Origin of the sequence: Streptomyces sp. A0958 (genome assembly GCF_004795035.1) — a bacterium.
Taxonomy (GTDB): Bacteria; Actinomycetota; Actinomycetes; order Streptomycetales; family Streptomycetaceae; genus Streptomyces.
This window is the reverse complement of the sequence record NZ_SSBK01000002.1, coordinates 57,582-74,584: the sequence shown is the minus strand read 5'-3', so window position 1 is coordinate 74,584 and position 17,003 is coordinate 57,582. Positions and strand designations below refer to the sequence as shown.

The window sequence follows — 17,003 nt, the reverse complement described above, 5'->3', positions numbered from 1 at the left end:
CCGGCTCCGGCCCCGGCCTGTGCCGGCCGTGACCGGCCCCGGTCCTCCGGTTCAGGCCGCGGCCAGTGACCGCGTCGCCTTCCGGACGTCCGACAGGTACGTGACGACCTGCGGGTCCCTGCGCCAGGGCTCCAGGGACCTGCTGTAGACGCGCAGATACTCCATCCCGCGCAGGCTGCCCAGGCGGGTGAAGAGGTTCAGCGACTCGCGGCCCAGGTGCAGGCTCTGCGCGAGGTCCCCGTTCTGGGCGTGCGCCGAGGCCAGGACCGAGAGCCGGACGCTGCGCGAGCGGGCGAACGCGTCCGACGGCATGGGGCCGGCCGCGTGCCAGGCGAAGGTGGCGCGGTGGTTGCCGAGGTCACGGAATGCCTCGGTCGCGTCCGTGATGATCCGCTGCTGGGTGAAGAACCCGATCCAGGCCGGTCCCTCGCTGCCCGCGCCCCGTTCGGCCAGCCGCTCCGACTGCGCGATGCACGCGCTCGTCGCGCGTTCGTCGCCCGCGCGGGCGTGCGACCTGGCCTCGATCAGTTTGGCGAAGCCCGCCACGCGCGGATCGAGGGTGTGCCCGCGCTGGTAGGCGCCCTGCGCCATGTCGATGGCCTCCGAGGTGAACCCGCGCATCAGCGACTGCATGGCCATGGTGGTGAGGATGTACGACCCCAGATCGGCGTCGCCCCCGGCCCGTGCCAGCCGCAACGCCTGGATGAAGTGGCGCTGGGCGATGCTGTGCCGGCCCGCGTCGAACGCCGTCCAGCCCGCCAGCCGCGCCATCTCCGCGGTGACCCGGAACAGATCGCGGCCCACGGCCTGCGAGTAGCTGCCGCGGAGCAACGGCGCGACGCGTTCGTACAGATACTCCGTGAGAGACGTCGACTTCCTGTTCGCCCCGCCGAAGCGGGAGTCCCACAGGCGGGCGTTGTCGGCGGCCTCCCTGAGCTCCGCGATGTGTCCCCGGTCGACCGCCGGACCGGTCTCGCGTGCCCGGGTGGTCTCCGCCGGATCGATGAGCCAGCGGGTGAACGGGGTGGCGAAGGCGGAGATGGCGAACGTCTGGCTGGTGAGGAACTGGCGGCGGTTCACTGCGCTCCAATAGGCTGATGCTTCGGTCACTGCGTCGTCCTGACCGCGGGCGAACTCCAGACCCAGCCGCTCCGCGTCGCGCTCCGCGCTCTGCATCCCGATGTCTGCCAGGGACACCGGCCTGCCCAGCAGTTCGGATAAGCACGTACAGAGGAGTCGCGGGGTCGGCCACTTCGGGTTCATGCCGCGGCGGCACCAGTTCGCCACGGACGTGTGCGTGTACTGGGTGGCCTGCCCTTCGAGGGAGGCGAGTTCGTTCACCCGGTGCGCGATCCTTTTATGACTTGCGTCTGATGCGGCCACGATCTTTTCGAGAAGTGGATTTCCCTGGCGTTCGTTTCCTCGGGTGTCCGTCATACTGCCTCCTTTCTCTCGCAGAGTACCGACGCCGTGGGCTTTGTGGACCTGTCCCGCGAGTTGTGAGCCCCCTTGTGAGCCCTGCGCGCCCGCGTGCTCCCGCGGTGTCATGGAGACATCGACCCCGCAGGGCCCCAAGAGGCCGCGACACCGGTGGACATGCCCGGAACGTAGGTGCGGAGGGCGGTGCATGCTGAGGCGGAGGTCCGAAAATGTTCGATCTGATCGAGTTATCGGTGGTTCTTTCACCGGCGGCGACGCTGGAAGTCCACCTTCCGGTGGGATTCATTCTCTACATGATCTTCTCGCGCACTTCCCGAAAATAGATCCGCCGGGTGGCGCCGTCCGAAGAAGCAGCGACCGCCGCCCCCGGGGATACCCGGAATGACCGCAGGGCCGCTCCCCCCGGAAGCGGCCCTGCGGAGTTCTACGGGACGGTCAGCGTTCCGTGATACGGGCCTCGTCCTCGATCATCCGATCCATCGGCGCGACCGCGAACCGGCCCGAGACGACGAACGCCAGCACCATCGCGACCATCAGGACCACGGTCCCGGCCCACACCATCGTCTCGACCGGCACGGTGTACGCCCCCACGGCCCGCACCGCGCACTCGGCGAGCAGCGCCACGCCCCACACCGCCGAGAACCGCTCCTCGGCCCGCCGGAACGCCGCGGAACCGGTGGAAAGCCGCTCCCAGGCCGCCGACTTGGCCGCCTCGCCCCGCGTCAGCCACGGCCGCAGACCCGCCGTCATCATCGGCCGCCCACGCAACGCGGTCACCAGGAACGTCAGCCCGATGGTGCTGCTCACCGCGCTGTCCTTGAGGAGCATCAGCCGCGGATCACCGGCCACCAGGCCCAGCAGCAGCGAGACCGCGTTGACCGACACCATCAGCGCGGCAAGCCCGTTGAGCCGCCGCTCGCGCACCACGCCCCACACGGCCCGCACCGCCGGGACCACGCTGCTCCAGGCCAGCGCGCCGAACGTGCCCAGACCCGCCGCCTTCAGCGCGTAGTAGGAGGCGAGCGGCACCCCGACGTCCACCAGCAGCGGCATCAGGCTGTCCAGGAGGGCCTTGCGGGGCGCGATCGGAGCGGCGGCGGGGGCAGCGGGGGCCGGGGCGGCGGCGACAGGTGCGGTGAGTGTGGCGGCCGGGCTGCTCATGTCGGTTCCTCCCGTTCAGCGGCGCCTTCGTGGCTCCCGCTCTCGACACGTACAGACTCTCGCCCCGGCCCGCTCCCCGGCAGAGCCGCGTGTACCGACCTCCGCATGACGAATGTCATTGCGCTCAGGTGCAGTTGTACGGCTCCGAGCGCGTGACCGGATCGTTGCCGTACGGCGTACAACCGCGAACGGCCCTTCCTGGTCCCACAGTCGGACCGGTTTTCAAGGAAAGAGTGAGCGCACCCATATGACGAAGAAGTTGTGGAACGCGGTGGTCGCCGGGGGAGCGGTGGCCGTGTTCACCGCGATGGCGGCGGCACCCGCCGATGCCGCGACGGGCGCGGTCTCGTACTCCCAGCTCTCGATCAACGGCGGCAAGCCGATCGTGATCGGCATCCAGGAGACGGTCAGGGTGCCGGTGACCTTCCGGATGACGACTTCGCGCACCTGGCGCTGGCCGCCGGTCGTCTACCTCTACCGGGGAAAGGGCGACTACTGGGAGTCGGACAGCCTGCGCAGCGGCTTCGGCGCTTCCGACGACTACTGCCCGACCAAGGGCAAGGGGAGCTGCGTGATCAATGACGGGTGGCTGTCCATCAGCCCGACGGTCCTCGACGCGAATGGGTTCGCCGGTACCTGGAAGAGCGGTGCATACCTTTCCCTCCCCAAGGACGACGATGTCTCCACGGACCTGAAGCGCTCGGTCCAGGTCCAGCGCGCCACTCGCGTCACCGTCAACGCCGCGCCCGAGCCCGTCGTCAAGGGCAAGACGATCACCGTGACCGGCAAGGTCTCCCGGGCCAACTGGGAGACCGGCACGTACCAGGGGTACGCGGGCCGCACGGTCAGCCTGCAGTTCAAGGCGGACGGCGCGTCCTCGTACACGACGGTCAAGAAGGTGACGTCCGGGTCGGCGGGGGCGCTCAAGACCACGGTGAAGGCCGCCAAGTCGGGCACCTGGCGGTGGAATTACTACGGGAACTCCACCTCCGGGGCGAAGGCGTCGACCGGGGACCACGTCGCCGTGTGGTCCGGAGTCCGCGTGATGCACGCACCTCGCGTGATGCACGCGCGGTAGGAAACCCGTTCGCCGTCCCCCACCGCACGGTGCTGTGATGCCCGTATGACCGCATCCGCGACCACCACGCCCCAGTACGAGATCCGCGCGCTCCACACCGCCGGCACCGTGACCGTCTACCAGGCGTACGCCCCGTCGCTCGGCCGTCCCGCCGCCCGCGACGGGCGTTTCCCGGACGCCTGGAAACGTGACCGCATGACGTGGATCTTCTCTGCACCAACGCGAGCGTTAGAAGTCCGAAGGAGCGTCACTGCGTCGGATCAGTGACGGAATCGGGCGACTTCCCCCTCGATCCGAATCAGGAACTCCGTGATCGGGGCGCCGCCGCTGTCTGGAACGAGGACAAGGTCTTGGGCGTAGATCGTCTCGTCTGCGGCCAAGGCCGCATCCTCGTCACCACGGCGCCAGGCATCACGGGACGCGGCGAACAGGGGAGCAAGCCCTTCCCAAGCTGGGCCGGGTTCGAAGCGACAGTCAGACCAGAACATGTCGCCGCTTTCGAGGGCCAAGGTTCCCACCAGCCGCTTACCCTGTCTGAGCTGCCAACTCTGTTCCGCCATGTGCCCCTCCCGCGCTGCTGATCGTTCGACTCTATGCCGTGGGCGTGGCCGCAGGTCCCTGAACCTCCAGGACGACTGCCGTCCCGGCCACGGATCGGTCCTCGTGCATGGTGATCACTTGGCCGGGCTCAAGGTGCTGCCACTGCTGAGGGTCAAGGGGCGCGAGTCGCACCGAGGCGCGCCCGCCAGGTTCGAGGAAGGGCGTGCACTCAACCCAGAGCATGGCGATGTTGAGGGCAGGTTCGCCGGTCGGGGTTCGGTTTCCGATGTTCCACATCGGTCGCAGGACGCCGGCGCCGGAGATGGGCGTCTGCCGTCGGGCTTCGGCGGCCGGGCGGAGGGTGAGCTCGGCTCGGATGATGCCGTTGCGCGTCTCGTAGCAGCGCCAGTGGCACCAGGCCGCACTCTTCTCCATCCGCATCTGTTCGGCGGCGGTGGCCAGGGCTTCCCAGAAGCTGAGTGGAAGCGGTTGGACGTCTCCGAGTTCCTCCAGCAGCCCGAGAGCCACCTCCCACTCGTCCTGGGTGAGGTACTCCCAGACATCGGCCACCGTGATGTCGTTCTCGGTGGCGATGTCCTCGGGAACGAGCAGGGAAGCAGCTTCCAGCAGCTTGGGAACATCCATGCCCCCGATTCTGACCCAGGCCGCGATTCTGGTGTTCGCAGCGCTGCTCACCTGTCTGTGGCCTGGGGTTTCTGATGCGGGATCGGAGGCATTCCGAGGGAGACAGGATCGCTGCGCTGGAAGCGGCGGGCCTGCTCGCGCTTGCTCCGCAAGAAGGTGAGCGTCAGATCGAGACCTTCGATCTCGCCGCGCCAGTCCTCTTCGACAGCTCGCTTGCGACGGGCGAGGAGGTCCTCCTCCAACTCGTTGAGGCGAGGCAGCATCTTCGGGTTGATGTTGAGCATCGGGCAGCGGATGCAGGCGTGTTCGTGCGCGCACGGAGTGCCGTAGGGACGACCACAGGAGCCGAGTTCCACGCGGCGCTTGTCGAAATGCTCCTGGAAGTCCTCCCACTCGTCCCGGGTGGGCTCCCGGTACTCCTCCACTGGTCGCGTTCCTCGGCGTCGGGCGAGGAATTGGTGGTAGTGGCTGATGACGTCCTCGTCGAAGACCGCGACGTAGCCGCGGGTGGTGCGGATGTCGAGGTGCCCGAGCAGGGCGGCACCGATGTGAATGGGCAGACCGTTGTTCACCAGCTCGGTCGCGAACAGCCGTCGGAAGTCGTGTGGGGCGAAGTGCACGTTGGCGAACTCCGGGTGCGTGGCGGCCAAGTCATTGCACGCACGTCGGACGATGCGCCACACCGTCGTGCTGGACATGCCGCGCTGGCTGCTGCTGTGGACGGTCTGGAAGAGGTAGGGCAGCTCCTCGCTCCACACCTTCTCGTGCAGGTCGTATCGGGCGCAGACCGGGACGGTGCCGTGTTCCTCGCGATGGCGGCGGATGACCTGGGCGATGACGTGGAACAGCTCGGCCGACATGGGGATGACGCGTTCACGGTCGCTCTTGGACGGGCTGACGACCAGGAGCGCGACGACCTCGCCGTTCGGGCGCTGGTACTGCCGGACGCTGAGGTGACTCAGTTCGGTGAGTTCCTCGGCGCGCAGGCCGGCCAGCCGGAGTGTCTCCACGACGGCCCACTGCCAAAACGCGGCGTTCTCGTCCTGGGAGACGCGTACGAGGTCGCCAGTGGAACGGTTGACCACACGGACTGGTGGCCGGTTGTGGCGCTCGTTGCAGGACACTCGAAGCCACGTGGTGCCGTCGTGTACGAACTCTTCGCCGGGGTTCACGCTCTGCGCGGCCTTGAGCAGTTCTCTGCGCTGGTGCCAGGTGTCGTTGACGTGCTGGGAGAGGATTGGCAGCAGCGGCTGGCGGACTCGCGTGCGGTTGGCGATCCGTTCGTTGAGGCGGCGTCGACGCAGCTGGAAGTGACGCAGGTCGGCGTCCCGGACCGGGCAGGGCGCGACCCATTTCGCCCACCGCTCGGGCTCGGCGACGGACCAGGTGTGCAGGTCGAGGTAGAGGGACCGGACCGCCAGCAGCGGGCCGTCCATGTCCAAGCGCGGCTTGCCACCGGGCAGGACCAGCAGCTTCTCCTTCCACTGTGTGAAGGTCTCCTCCGACAGCCGCAGGTCGGCCTGCTCAGGATTGATCTCCTCGATCACCTTCCAGAACGTCTTGACCAGGCGGGTGATCAGGTGCCGCAGGGTCGAGTAGTCCAGCTCGGCGGAGCGGCGGCGTACGTACTCCACCAACAGGTCCCGCACCTCGCGGTTGCGCAGCTGATGGCGGTCCACGGCTTCCTCGATCGACAACTGCCCCCGGGTGACAGCAGCCCGCAGAGTTCGCGGAGCGGAGCGCGGAAACTGCCCCATCTCGTGCAACACCGGCCAAGCCAGTGTTCCGGAGAAGGTGCCCGACTCGGCGTCTTCCCCGGCCAGAGCATGGGCTCGGCATTCGACGGCGTAGTGCAGCAGGGCCTCGGGCGTGAGCCCATCCAGGTCGATCCCGAAGACCGTCAACGCGTAGCAGACGTCGGACTTCGCCCGGCCACGACGAGAGGAGCCGACGGGCAGCTGATCGACCCGCTCGCAGAACTCCTCCAGCCACGGATCATTCGCGATGCTGCGGAACCACGGGGTGTAGCGGGTGAAGGTGTTGGAGCGCAGGCCCAGCAGCGTGGGTCGGATCAACCGCATGGCGAAGCAACGGCCCGCCGCCGCGCTCAGCCGACGACTCAGGGCACGGTCGTCCCCAGCGACCCGGCCGACGGGAATGCCCGCATCGTGGCCGGCCGCTTCCCAGCGCTCCTGCCAGGTATCTCCGGGAAAACCGGTCAGATAGCCGAGGAACTCCTGCATTTCTTGACGTGCTCGCCACGTCTTGGAGCCGGCAGGCAGGAAGTGCCCGATGACCACCTCGATGATCTCCTCCACCGAGGCCGTCGCGAAGTCCCCAAGCGAGCGAGGCGGCCGCATCGGCCGTGGCGGAGGGGCGGGAACGATGGCAGTAGGCTCGAAGTTTCCGGTCGCCACCCGGCCTTCGGCACTCTCATGACGGCGGACTCGATTGGTCGTCGGGCCTTGGAGCCGCAGGCTGTCGCCGACTTTAGCGCCCGGCACCGAACACCGCCTCGATGTCGTTCGCCTCGTATCGCTGCGGCCACGTGGTCGGCTGGACCGGCCGTGCGTAGTGCTCTGCGAGCTTGTCCACCAGGTCGTCCAGCCCGACCACGGTGTAAAGGGCCGTGGTGCTGATATGGGCATGTCGCAGGATCGTCTGCACCTCCACCAGTGTCAGCTCCGGGTCGCGGGCGAGTCGGGTCGCGGCGGTGTGCCGCAGGTCGTGCAGCGTCCAGTTCGCCCCGATCGCTTCGTCCGCGCGCTGAATGATGCGGCGGGCCGCCCAGTAGGTCAGCGGTCTCGGCTGGCCGCGGCGGGTGCGCCAGAGCGGCATGCCGTCGGGTGGGAGCCCGGCCTCCTCCAGGTAGGCGGCGAGGTGGGCGAGGGCCTCGGGCGATACCGGAACCGGTTGTCGGGCCCGGCTGCCTTTGGAGATCACCCACAAATGGCCCTTGGTCCAGTCGACGTCTCCGAGTTCGACCCCGAGTAGTTCGGATGCTCGGGCGCCAGACGAGACGTAGCAGGACAGCAATGCCCGGTCCCGTGCGCACTTCATCTGCGTGAACAGTTCGTCCCACTGGTGATCGGGCAGTGCCCGCGGTTGCCGGGCAGGCACCTTCGGCCGCAGCCGGCCGCGCCGGTACGCGGCCCGAGCCTCGATCGGCGACAGGTGCGCGAGCGCAGCACGGCGTGCCCTGTTCTCAGGCACCGGATTCACCACCGGCCCCCGGCCGAAGTGCAGGTGAAAGGCGTAGAACCCATGAACTGCCGAAAGGTTGTGAGCGATGGTCGCCGGCGCGTACCCCGCCCGAAGCGTCGGCTTGCCCGTCTTCGGGTTCACCGTCCCGGCCCGGTGGCCACCTGCCCGGCGCTGGCGCTGTGGGTTGCGAGCCGAACGAAGCCAGCCCACCAACGCGGCGGTCTCCGCCTCGGTGGCCTGCTCCCAGCCCACATCCAGTGCCCAGAGCACCCGGTACCAGCGCAGCAGGTCAAAGCCGTAGCTGCGACATGTCAGCGGACTGACATCGCCCAGCATCCGGTCCCGAAGGTAACTGCTGACCGGCTCGATCTCCCGACCAGCAGCATCCACCACCCGCCACGGCAACGAAGGTGATTCGCCTTCTACCACCGCCCCCATCCGGGGCAGCCGTACCCGGCCGTCAATCAGATCTCGATGAATCGAAGGAGCTTCATGCACCCCCGAATGCTCGTGAACCAAGGTCACGGAGTCGAGCCGTGGCCTGAGCTAGTGCAGTCAACTGACCAAGCCGAGCTTCCTGTGGATGATGTACCGCTGCGGCTGGGGTTCGAAGGAGGGCCAGGAGACCGTCCTCGCCGTCGAGATCATCCGTGAGGGCTTCGACTGGGCCCTCGCCCACGCCGAACTCTCGCACTACGAACGGGGCGTGCACCCCGACCGCGCCACCTGGCAGCGCGACCTGCGCCGCGCCCCCGCCCGCGTCCAGTGGGACCCCGAGCGCGACCTGCACCTGAACCGGCTCCCGTACCGCTCGCTCCAGCTCGGCCTGGCGGGGGAGGCGTCGCGGCGGTACGCGGACGAGTGGACGGTCGCGATCCGCGATGTCACTCCGGCGGCCCGGGAGATCCACGAGCTGGTCCGGGCGGGCCGCACGGACGCGGCGGCCGCACTGCTGCCCGAGGAGACCGCGTACCCCCTCCCGCAGGGCACCCCGCTGCCCGTGGCGCCGGCCACCGACCAGGCCGCCCTCCCCACCGCGCTCATGGAGTCGCCGTCCACGGCCGCGTGCGCCGCCCCGGCCTCCCGCAGCCGCGTCGACACCTCCCAGGCCGCCGTCGTCTTCCCCGCGCCCGCGCGTCCGCCGATCAGCAGTACCCCCGGTTGATCCATGGCGGCGGCGTTCCAGACCGCCGGGGCGGTACGCGACGCAATTGGCGCGGGCGCGAAGCCGCTGTCGTATACCGCGTGCGGAGTACGCGGGGGCGGTGGCGTACGCCTGGAGGATGCCCGGGACTTCCGCCTGACGGCAGGCCGGGCCAGGTGGCGGGCCGCATAGGCTCGACCCATGGAGACCCCTGTTGCGCGTACGTCCCGGTGGCGGCGCCTGCTGCCCCGCACCCGAGGCCGGTGGGCGGCGGGCGTGGCCGCGCTCCTCGTGCTGGCCGGCGCGGGCACCTGGACGGCGGTGGCCGACGACAGCGCACCGGCCGTGCACCGCGAGGACCGGATGATGCGCGTCGACGGGGTGTCCCTCGACACCTCGTACTTCACGACCGGCGGCACCGAGCGCCGCCCCGCCGTGCTCATCGGCCACGGATTCGGGGGCAGCAAGGCGGAGACCCGGGCCCAGGCCGAACAGTTGGCCGCCGACGGGTACGCCGTGCTCACCTGGTCCGCGCGCGGCTTCGGCAAGTCCGGCGGCAAGATCGGGCTCAACGACCCCGACCGCGAGGTCAAGGACGTCTCCCGGCTGATCGACTGGCTCGCCGGCCGGCCCGAGGTGCGGCTCGACGCCGAGGGCGACCCCCGGGTCGGCGTCACCGGGGCCTCGTACGGGGGCGCCATCTCGCTCCTGGCCGCCGGGTACGACCACCGCGTCGACGCCATCGCCCCGCAGATCACCTACTGGAACCTCGCCGACGCGCTGTTCCCCGACGGGGTGTTCAAGAAACTCTGGACCGGGATCTTCGTCAACAGCGGTGGCGGCTGCGGGAACTTCGACAAGCAGTTGTGCGACCTGTACGACCGGGTCGCCGTCAGCGGCAAACCGGACACCGCCGCGCGCACCCTGCTCACCGAACGGTCCCCGAGCGCCGTCGCCGACCGCATCAAGGTCCCCGCGCTGATCGTGCAGGGTCAGACCGACTCCCTCTTCCCGCTCGGCCAGGCCGACGCCATGGCCAAGGCCATCGCGGCCAACGGCGCCCCCGTCTCCGTCGACTGGATCGCCGGCGGACACGACGGCGGCGACATGGAGACCGGCCGGGTGCGAAAGAGGATCGGGAACTGGTTCGACCGCTATCTGAAGGGGGAAGAGGGCGCCGACACCGGCCCCGCCTTCCGCGTCACCCGGACCGGCGGCATCGACTCCACCGACGGCGCCGCCCTCACCCGCGGCGCGAGCAGCGACACCTACCCCGGCCTGCACAGCGGCGGCGAGCCCGTCGAACTGCACGGCACCACCCAGAAGGTGTCCAATCCCGCCGGGGGCAACCCGCCGGCCATCTCCGCCGTCCCCGGAGTCGGCGGCTCACTCGCCCAGCTGTCCACCCTCGGTGTCGGCGGCCTCTCCCTCGACTTCCCCGGCCAGTACGCCCACTTCGACTCCGCCCCGCTGACCACCTCGCGCCGCATCACCGGCGCACCCACCGTGCGGGTGACCGTGCGTGCAGACAAGGGCGACGCGGTGCTGTTCGGCAAGGTGTACGACGTGTCCCCGGACGGCAAGCAGCAGGTGCTGCCCGCCCAGCTCGCCGCCCCCTACCGGATCACCCCCGCACAGCAGGGCAAGCCCCTGGAGCTGACCCTGCCCGCCGTCGACCACGCGCTCGACGCGGGCCACCGGCTCCGCCTCGTGCTCTCCTCGACCGACCTCGGCTACGCGTCCCCGGCCGAGCCGGCCACGTACACCGTCTCCCTCGACGGCCCCCTGACCATCCCCACCGCCCCCGCGCTCGCCACCGCATCGGCCGCGCTGCCCTGGTGGACCTGGGGGCTCCCGGCCGCCGCCGTCGTGATCGCCGCCGCCCTGCTGCTCACCGCCCGGCGCCGTACCGCCACCCCCGCGCCCGATCCCGCGCTCGCCGACGTACCGCTCCAGATCACCGGCCTGTCGAAGAGGTACGCCAAGTCCGCCGAAAGGTACGCCGTCCGCGACCTCTCCTTCCGTGTCGAGAAGGGGCAGGTGCTCGGCCTCCTCGGCCCCAACGGCGCCGGCAAGACCACCACGCTGCGCATGCTCATGGGGCTCATCACCCCCGACGACGGAGAGATCCGCGTCTTCGGGCGGGCCATCCGGCCCGGCGCGCCCGTGCTGTCCCGGGTCGGCTGCTTCGTGGAGGGCGCCGGATTCCTGCCGCACCTGTCCGGCCGCGCCAACCTGGAGCTGTACTGGAAGGCCACCGGGCGCCCCGACGAGGACGCGCGCATCGACGAGGCCCTGGAGATCGCCGGCCTCGGTGACGCCCTGGCCCGTGCCGTGCGCACGTACTCCCAGGGCATGCGGCAGCGCCTCGCCATCGCCCAGGCCATGCTCGGCATGCCGGACCTGCTCATCCTGGACGAGCCGACCAACGGGCTCGACCCGCCGCAGATCCGCGAGATGCGGGACGTGATGATCCGGTACGCGGCCGGCGGCCGTACCGTCATCGTCTCCAGCCACCTCCTGTCCGAGGTCGAGCAGTCCTGCACCCACCTGGTCGTCATGGACCGAGGCCGGCTCGTCCAGGCCGGCCCGGTCGCCGAGATCACCGGCTCCGGCGACATGCTCCTGGTCACCGCCGCCGACGCGCTCACCGAACCCCTCGTGGAGAAGATCGCCGACCTGCCGGGCATCGGCTCCGCCGTCCGCACCGACGACGGGCACGGGCTGCTGGTCCGGCTCGACGGGGCGACCTCGCCGCAGCTGATCGCCGAACTGGTACGCCTCGACGTGCCGCTCACAGGGGTCGGCCCGCACCGCCGCCTGGAGGACGCCTTCCTCACCCTGATCTCCGGAGGCACCGCATGAGTACCGCAGCCGACCTCGCCGCGGCCCCCGAGGCGCCCGGCTACCGCGCCCGCCACACGCTCCCGCTGCGCGTCGAGGCGGTCCGGCAGCTGCGCAGACGGCGCACCCAGCTCATGGGCGGGGTGCTGGCCGCACTGCCGTTCATCCTGATCATCGCCTTCGCGATCGGCGGCACCCCGGACGGCGGCCCCGGGGGCGCCGAGCGCATCACGCTGATGGACACCGCGACTGCGTCCGCCGCGAACTTCGCCGCGACCTGCCTGTTCGTCTCGGCGGGCTTCCTGCTCGTGGTCCCGGTCGCGCTGTTCTGCGGAGACACCGTGGCCTCCGAGGCGAGCTGGTCCTCGCTGCGCTACCTGCTGGCCGCGCCCGTGCCCCGGGCCAGGCTGCTGTGGAGCAAGCTCGTCGTCGCGCTCGGCTTCAGCCTCGCCGCGATGGTGCTGCTGCCGCTCGTCGCGCTGGCCGCCGGGGCGGCCGCGTACGGCTGGGGGCCGCTCGAACTGCCCACCGGGGGTGCGCTGGCGGCCGGGGACGCGGTGCCGCGCCTCGCGCTCGTCGTGGCGTTCGTCTTCGTGTCCCAACTGGTGACCGCCGGGCTGGCGTTCTGGCTGTCCACGAAGACCGACGCCCCGCTCGGCGCGGTCGGCGGAGCGGTCGGGCTGACCATCGTCGGCAATGTGCTGGACGCGGTCACCGCGCTCGGCTCCTGGCGCGACTTCCTGCCCGCCCACTGGCAGTTCGCCTGGGCGGACGCGCTCCAGCCCGGCATCGAGTGGGGCGGCATGGTGAAGGGCGCGGCCGTATCGGTGACGTATGCCCTGATCCTGTTCGCTCTCGCCTTCCGAGGGTTCAGCCGTAAGGACATCGTGTCCTGACCTCGACATTCCGTCGGCCAACCGCCCGCCGTTGCCGCATCGAAACCGTTCCGCAACGCTTTCGACCGGTCCGCGGAGCCCGCTCGCACGTCACATTCACCAGTGCTGACGTGACGACACAAAGGGTTACGGCATGGAACGCCGCACACGGGGGTACCGAGGCGCGCTGGGGCTGTTGGTCGCGGCCGGCGTGCTGCTCACCGGCTGCTCGGGGGAGACGGGCGGCCGGGACACGGCGTCCGCCCGGAGGCAGGGGGGAGCGCCCGCACCCGCCTACACCGGCGGCACGGCCGAGGACGGTGCGAAGGGCGAGGAGGGGGCGGACAAGGCGGACGGACTGAAGGAGTCCGCCCCGCCCGACTACCTCTCCACCTTCGCCCTGGACGTGGACACCGCCTCGTACGGCTACGCGCGCCGCACCCTCGCCGACGGCCGGCTGCCCGGCCCGGAGACCGTACGGCCCGAGGAGTTCGTCAACAGCTTCCGCCAGGGCTACCACCGCCCCGAAGGCAACGGCTTCTCGGTCTCCGTCGACGGGGCCCGGGCCGGCGGCGAGGACGGCGACTGGTCACTGGTCCGGGTCGGCCTGGCCACCAAGGCCGCCCCCACCACCGCCGAACGGCCCCCGGCCGCCCTCACCTTCGTGGTCGACATCTCGGGCTCGATGAACTCGCCCGACCGCCTCGGGCTGGTGAAGACCTCGCTCGGCATCCTCACCGACGAGCTGCGGGACGACGACTCGGTCTCCCTGGTCACCTTCAGCGACGAGGCGGCGACCGTCCTGCCCATGACCCGCCTGCGCGGCCACCGCGGCACGGTCCACGACGCCGTCGACTCGCTGGAACCCGCCGACTCCACCAACGTGGGGGCGGGCGTGCGGCGCGGGTACGAGGAAGCGGTGGAGGGCCGCCGCAAGGGCGCCAACAACCGGGTCGTCCTGCTCTCCGACGCGCTGGCCAACACCGGCGAAACCGACGCCGACGTCATCCTCGAACGGATCGACTCGGCCCGCCGCGACCACGGCATCACCCTGTTCGGCGTCGGCGTCGGCAGCGACTACGGCGACGCCTTCATGGAACGGCTGACCAACAAGGGCGACGGCCACACCACGTACATCGCGGACGAGGAACAGGCCCGCAAGGTCTTCGTCGACCAGCTCCCCGCCCACCTCGAACTGACGGCCCGCGACGCCAAGGCCCAGGTCGCCTTCGACCCGAAGACCGTCGAGAAGTTCAAGGTGGTCGGCTACGAGGACCGCAAGGTCGCCGACGAGGACTTCCGCGACGACAGCGTGGACGGCGGCGAGGTCGGCCCCGGCCACACGGTCACCGCCCTGTACGCGGTGCACCTGCGCGAGGGCGCGTCCGGCCATGTGGCCACCGCGACCGTACGCTGGCTCGACCCCAGGACCCGCGCCCCGCACGAGAGGACCGGCTCCGTGGAGACCGGCGCGATCGGCGGCAAGCTGTGGGGCGGCAGGAGCGCCCGGCTCCAAGTGACGGCGGTCGCCGCGTACTTCGCGGACACCCTGCGCGGCAGCAGCCTCCCGGGCACCCCCGCCCTCGGCGAACTCGCCTCCCGCGCCCGGAAGCTGGCCACGGCCACGGAGGACGACTCGGTGACCGAGCTGGCCGACGCGATCGGCCGCGCGGACCGGCTCAGGAGCGGTGACCGGGACGGCGGGGGAGACGACGCGGAGGGCGAGATGGACTGACGGGCACTCGGCAGCGGGCCCGAGGGGAACGGTTCGCACACATCTGCGAAATCCGACGGTGTGGCCGCTTCCCGCAGGCCATCATGGCCCCATGGCCTCCCTGTTCCTCACCCTCGCCCTGATCGCGACCGGTCTCTACGCGGGCTTCCTGCTGACGTTCCTCATCGCGGTGATGCCCGGTCTGGCCGCTCTGTCCGACGAGGACTTCACCACGGCGATGCGCCGCTTCAACGAGAAGGTGCCCGGCCCGGTCTTCCTCGTGATCTTCCTCGGCGCGGTCGCCTTCCCGGTGGTCCCGATCCTCACGGAGACCGGCGAGCGGGGCTGGCCGCTGCTGACCCTGGCGCTGGCCTGCGCCGTCGTCTCCCACCTGGTCACGATCGCCGGCAACATCCCGCTGAACAAGGCGCTCGCCGACTCCGAGGGCGGCGACGACACCGCGGCCCGCGCGGCGTTCGAAGCCCGCTGGAACGCCCACCACTACTTCCGGACCGCGCTCTCGCTCCTGGCCTTCGTCCTGCTGGCGGTGGCCGCGACCTGAAACCGGCAGGCGCCGAACCGGGTTTATGCCGCCACTACGCGGGCCTCGCTACCGTGCTGTGATCTGCTGCGCGAAGGGCCTGCCGCTCGGATACCTGTCGCCCCCAGGACGAAGGCCCTCCCGGGGGAGGGCCTGGTAGGCATGAGCTGGGCTGAGGCGCCCCCGGCAGGACTCGAACCTGCGGCCAAGTGCTTAGAAGGCACTTACTCCAACGTTATCTCTACCGTCCTGACCTGGCATTTTGTGACCCAGTGATGCATCGTCAGCCGTTTTGGGGGGACGCATGTGGGACGATCTTGCTCGCCGACTGCTGGTGGGACCATGGAGGGAGAGTCTGTAGCGATTCAAGGACCCGTTTCCTTGACGAGGGGCGCCACGGGCGAGACCTGATCGAGGTGCCGACCATGGATACCACCTTTGACGTCAGGGTCTGGCAGATCGAGCGGGGCTCCGGGAAGCTGCGCGAGTCCTACGGGGTCCGCTGGGCCGTCGCTGGAACGCGCCATCGCAAGACGTTCCAGACATTCGCGCTGGCCGACGGTTTCCGAGCGGAGCTGGTGACCGCGACGCACGCCGGAGAGCCGTTCAACATGTCGACCGGCCTGCCGGATCGACATGAGCCGAGAGCATCCATGGTCGGGTGGTACGACTTCGCCGTCCAGTTCGTGGACGCCCAGTGGCCACGTGTGTCGGCGAATCACCGGAAGAACACTGCGCGCACGCTGATGATCGTCACCACTGCGCTGATGGACCGGGATCCACCGGGCGTCCCTTCCCGCCGGGTCCGCACGGCCCTGAGCGATTGGGCTTTCAATACCAATCGCCGCGGCGAGGCCCCGGATGACGTGGTCGCGGTGCTCGGCTGGGTGCGACGGCACACTCCGACCATGGACGCCTGGACCGATCCGCTCATCGTCCAGGACGTGCTACTGGTACTGGGAACGCTGCTGGACGGGGGACGGGCGGCCGCTTCGTCCGTGCAGCGGCATCGACGGGTCCTGCATTTGCTGATGAGGTACGCGATCGTCCGCGGCATTCTGCCGTCCGACCCTGTTCCCGAGTCGCGGAACCTCACACAGCGGTCTACCAGTGCGATCGACCGACGCCGTCTGCTGAACGAGAGGCAGGCTGCGCAGCTCCTCAACTGGATTCGCGGCCGGCCACGCAGCGGGCAAAGACTGCAAGCATTCTTCGCCACGCTGTACTTCACGGGGCTGCGCCCGGAAGAAGCGGTAGCGCTGCGTGTCTCGGACCTTGTCCTGCCTGCCTCGTTGGTAGGGCGGTGGGCCGACATCGTGGTCCACACCGCCGAGCCCGAGATCGGGCGCACGTGGACCGACAGTGGAACCCGGCACGATCAGCGACGTCTGAAAGCCAGAGCAGAGGGCGAAACACGCATAGTGCCGTGCCCTCCGACCCTGTCCACCCTCTTGCGATCGCGTATCCAGGAGGCGGGCCTGCTCCCCGACGATCGACTCGTTCCCGGGGAACACGGCGGAGTTCTCGCCGGTTCCGTCTACCGCCGTATGTGGGACCACGCCCGCAGGGCAACCCTGCCACCCCATGTATACGCGTCACCGACAGGACGACGCGTATACGACCTTCGGCACACCAGGCTGACGATGTGGCTGAACAACGGCATTCCGCCTGCTCAGGTGGCTGAGTGGGCCGGCACCAGCGTTGCCATGCTGTTCGCCACGTACGCGCAGTGCATCAGTGGTCAAGAGCAGGATCTGCGGCAGCGACTCGACGAGATGCCGGACGCCGCGGCCCCCTTGATCGCGTGATCGCCGATG

General features: G+C 69.9%; 12 protein-coding genes, 1 tRNA gene and 3 pseudogenes. 8 read left to right on the top strand and 8 right to left on the bottom strand.

Translation table 11 applies throughout. The annotated features are described in order from the left end of the window. Nucleotides 1-51 precede the first annotated feature (51 nt). Nucleotides 52-1,341 carry a sporulation protein gene (locus E6P78_RS02435; protein ID WP_240799014.1) on the bottom strand — a complete coding sequence of 430 codons (1,290 nt, stop codon included), beginning with the start codon at nucleotides 1,339-1,341 and terminating at the stop codon, nucleotides 52-54. Between the two features lie 534 nt (nucleotides 1,342-1,875). Beyond that, nucleotides 1,876-2,601 (bottom strand): VC0807 family protein, encoded by a 726-nt coding sequence (locus E6P78_RS02430; RefSeq protein WP_136201812.1) that lies wholly within the window; start codon nucleotides 2,599-2,601, stop codon nucleotides 1,876-1,878. A gap of 247 nt (nucleotides 2,602-2,848) precedes the next feature. Between E6P78_RS02430 and E6P78_RS02425 the strand changes: the two genes are divergently transcribed. Together E6P78_RS02425 and E6P78_RS02420 are read left to right on the top strand one after the other, a co-directional pair. Next, entirely contained in the window at nucleotides 2,849-3,679 is an 831-nt protein-coding gene (locus E6P78_RS02425) for a hypothetical protein (protein WP_136201811.1), read from the top strand. A 45-nt stretch (nucleotides 3,680-3,724) separates the two neighbouring features. Continuing rightward, a pseudogene (locus E6P78_RS02420) lies at nucleotides 3,725-3,886 on the top strand (DUF4291 family protein); the annotation flags it as partial. Between the two features lie 53 nt (nucleotides 3,887-3,939). On the opposite strand, the gene E6P78_RS02415 reads toward E6P78_RS02420, so the two are convergent. The 4 genes from E6P78_RS02415 to E6P78_RS02400 all read right to left on the bottom strand — a co-directional run bounded on the left by E6P78_RS02415 (nucleotide 3,940) and on the right by E6P78_RS02400 (nucleotide 8,404). Continuing rightward, a complete protein-coding gene (locus E6P78_RS02415; RefSeq protein WP_136201810.1) occupies nucleotides 3,940-4,239 on the bottom strand; it encodes a hypothetical protein in 300 nt (99 codons plus the stop codon). A 31-nt stretch (nucleotides 4,240-4,270) separates the two neighbouring features. Then, a complete protein-coding gene (locus E6P78_RS02410; RefSeq protein ID WP_136201809.1) occupies nucleotides 4,271-4,864 on the bottom strand; it encodes a hypothetical protein in 594 nt (197 codons plus the stop codon). Between the two features lie 47 nt (nucleotides 4,865-4,911). Then, nucleotides 4,912-7,224 (bottom strand): site-specific integrase, encoded by a 2,313-nt coding sequence (locus E6P78_RS02405; protein ID WP_240799013.1) that lies wholly within the window; start codon nucleotides 7,222-7,224, stop codon nucleotides 4,912-4,914. Between the two features lie 130 nt (nucleotides 7,225-7,354). Next, nucleotides 7,355-8,404 (bottom strand): tyrosine-type recombinase/integrase, encoded by a 1,050-nt coding sequence (locus tag E6P78_RS02400; protein ID WP_136202039.1) that lies wholly within the window; start codon nucleotides 8,402-8,404, stop codon nucleotides 7,355-7,357. Between the two features lie 229 nt (nucleotides 8,405-8,633). On the opposite strand from E6P78_RS02400, the pseudogene E6P78_RS02395 reads away from it, so the two are divergent. Next, nucleotides 8,634-9,035 (top strand): annotated as a pseudogene (locus E6P78_RS02395) (DUF4291 domain-containing protein); the annotation flags it as partial. A gap of 74 nt (nucleotides 9,036-9,109) precedes the next feature. Here the strand turns inward: E6P78_RS02395 and E6P78_RS33175 are convergent. Beyond that, a pseudogene (locus E6P78_RS33175) lies at nucleotides 9,110-9,238 on the bottom strand (adenylyl-sulfate kinase); the annotation flags it as partial. A gap of 175 nt (nucleotides 9,239-9,413) precedes the next feature. Here E6P78_RS33175 and E6P78_RS02385 point away from each other — a divergent pair. The 4 genes from E6P78_RS02385 to E6P78_RS02370 all read left to right on the top strand — a co-directional run bounded on the left by E6P78_RS02385 (nucleotide 9,414) and on the right by E6P78_RS02370 (nucleotide 15,207). Beyond that, a complete protein-coding gene (locus tag E6P78_RS02385) occupies nucleotides 9,414-12,077 on the top strand; it encodes an alpha/beta fold hydrolase (protein WP_168712541.1) in 2,664 nt (887 codons plus the stop codon). Further along, nucleotides 12,074-12,952 (top strand): ABC transporter permease, encoded by an 879-nt coding sequence (locus tag E6P78_RS02380; protein WP_136201808.1) that lies wholly within the window; start codon nucleotides 12,074-12,076, stop codon nucleotides 12,950-12,952. Before E6P78_RS02385 ends, E6P78_RS02380 begins: the two co-directional genes overlap by 4 nt. A 133-nt stretch (nucleotides 12,953-13,085) precedes the next feature. Next, nucleotides 13,086-14,666, top strand: coding sequence for a von Willebrand factor type A domain-containing protein (locus E6P78_RS02375; protein WP_136201807.1), 1,581 nt, complete (start codon nucleotides 13,086-13,088; stop codon nucleotides 14,664-14,666). 91 nt (nucleotides 14,667-14,757) lie between these two features. After that, nucleotides 14,758-15,207, top strand: a complete 450-nt coding sequence (locus E6P78_RS02370) for a DUF1772 domain-containing protein (protein ID WP_136201806.1) — start codon at nucleotides 14,758-14,760, stop codon at nucleotides 15,205-15,207. A gap of 157 nt (nucleotides 15,208-15,364) precedes the next feature. Here E6P78_RS02370 and E6P78_RS32625 read toward each other — a convergent pair. Further along, nucleotides 15,365-15,445 (bottom strand) — tRNA-Arg (locus tag E6P78_RS32625). 166 nt (nucleotides 15,446-15,611) lie between these two features. Between E6P78_RS32625 and E6P78_RS02365 the strand changes: the two genes are divergently transcribed. Then, entirely contained in the window at nucleotides 15,612-16,994 is a 1,383-nt protein-coding gene (locus E6P78_RS02365) for a tyrosine-type recombinase/integrase (protein WP_136201805.1), read from the top strand. Nucleotides 16,995-17,003: the final 9 nt, after the last annotated feature.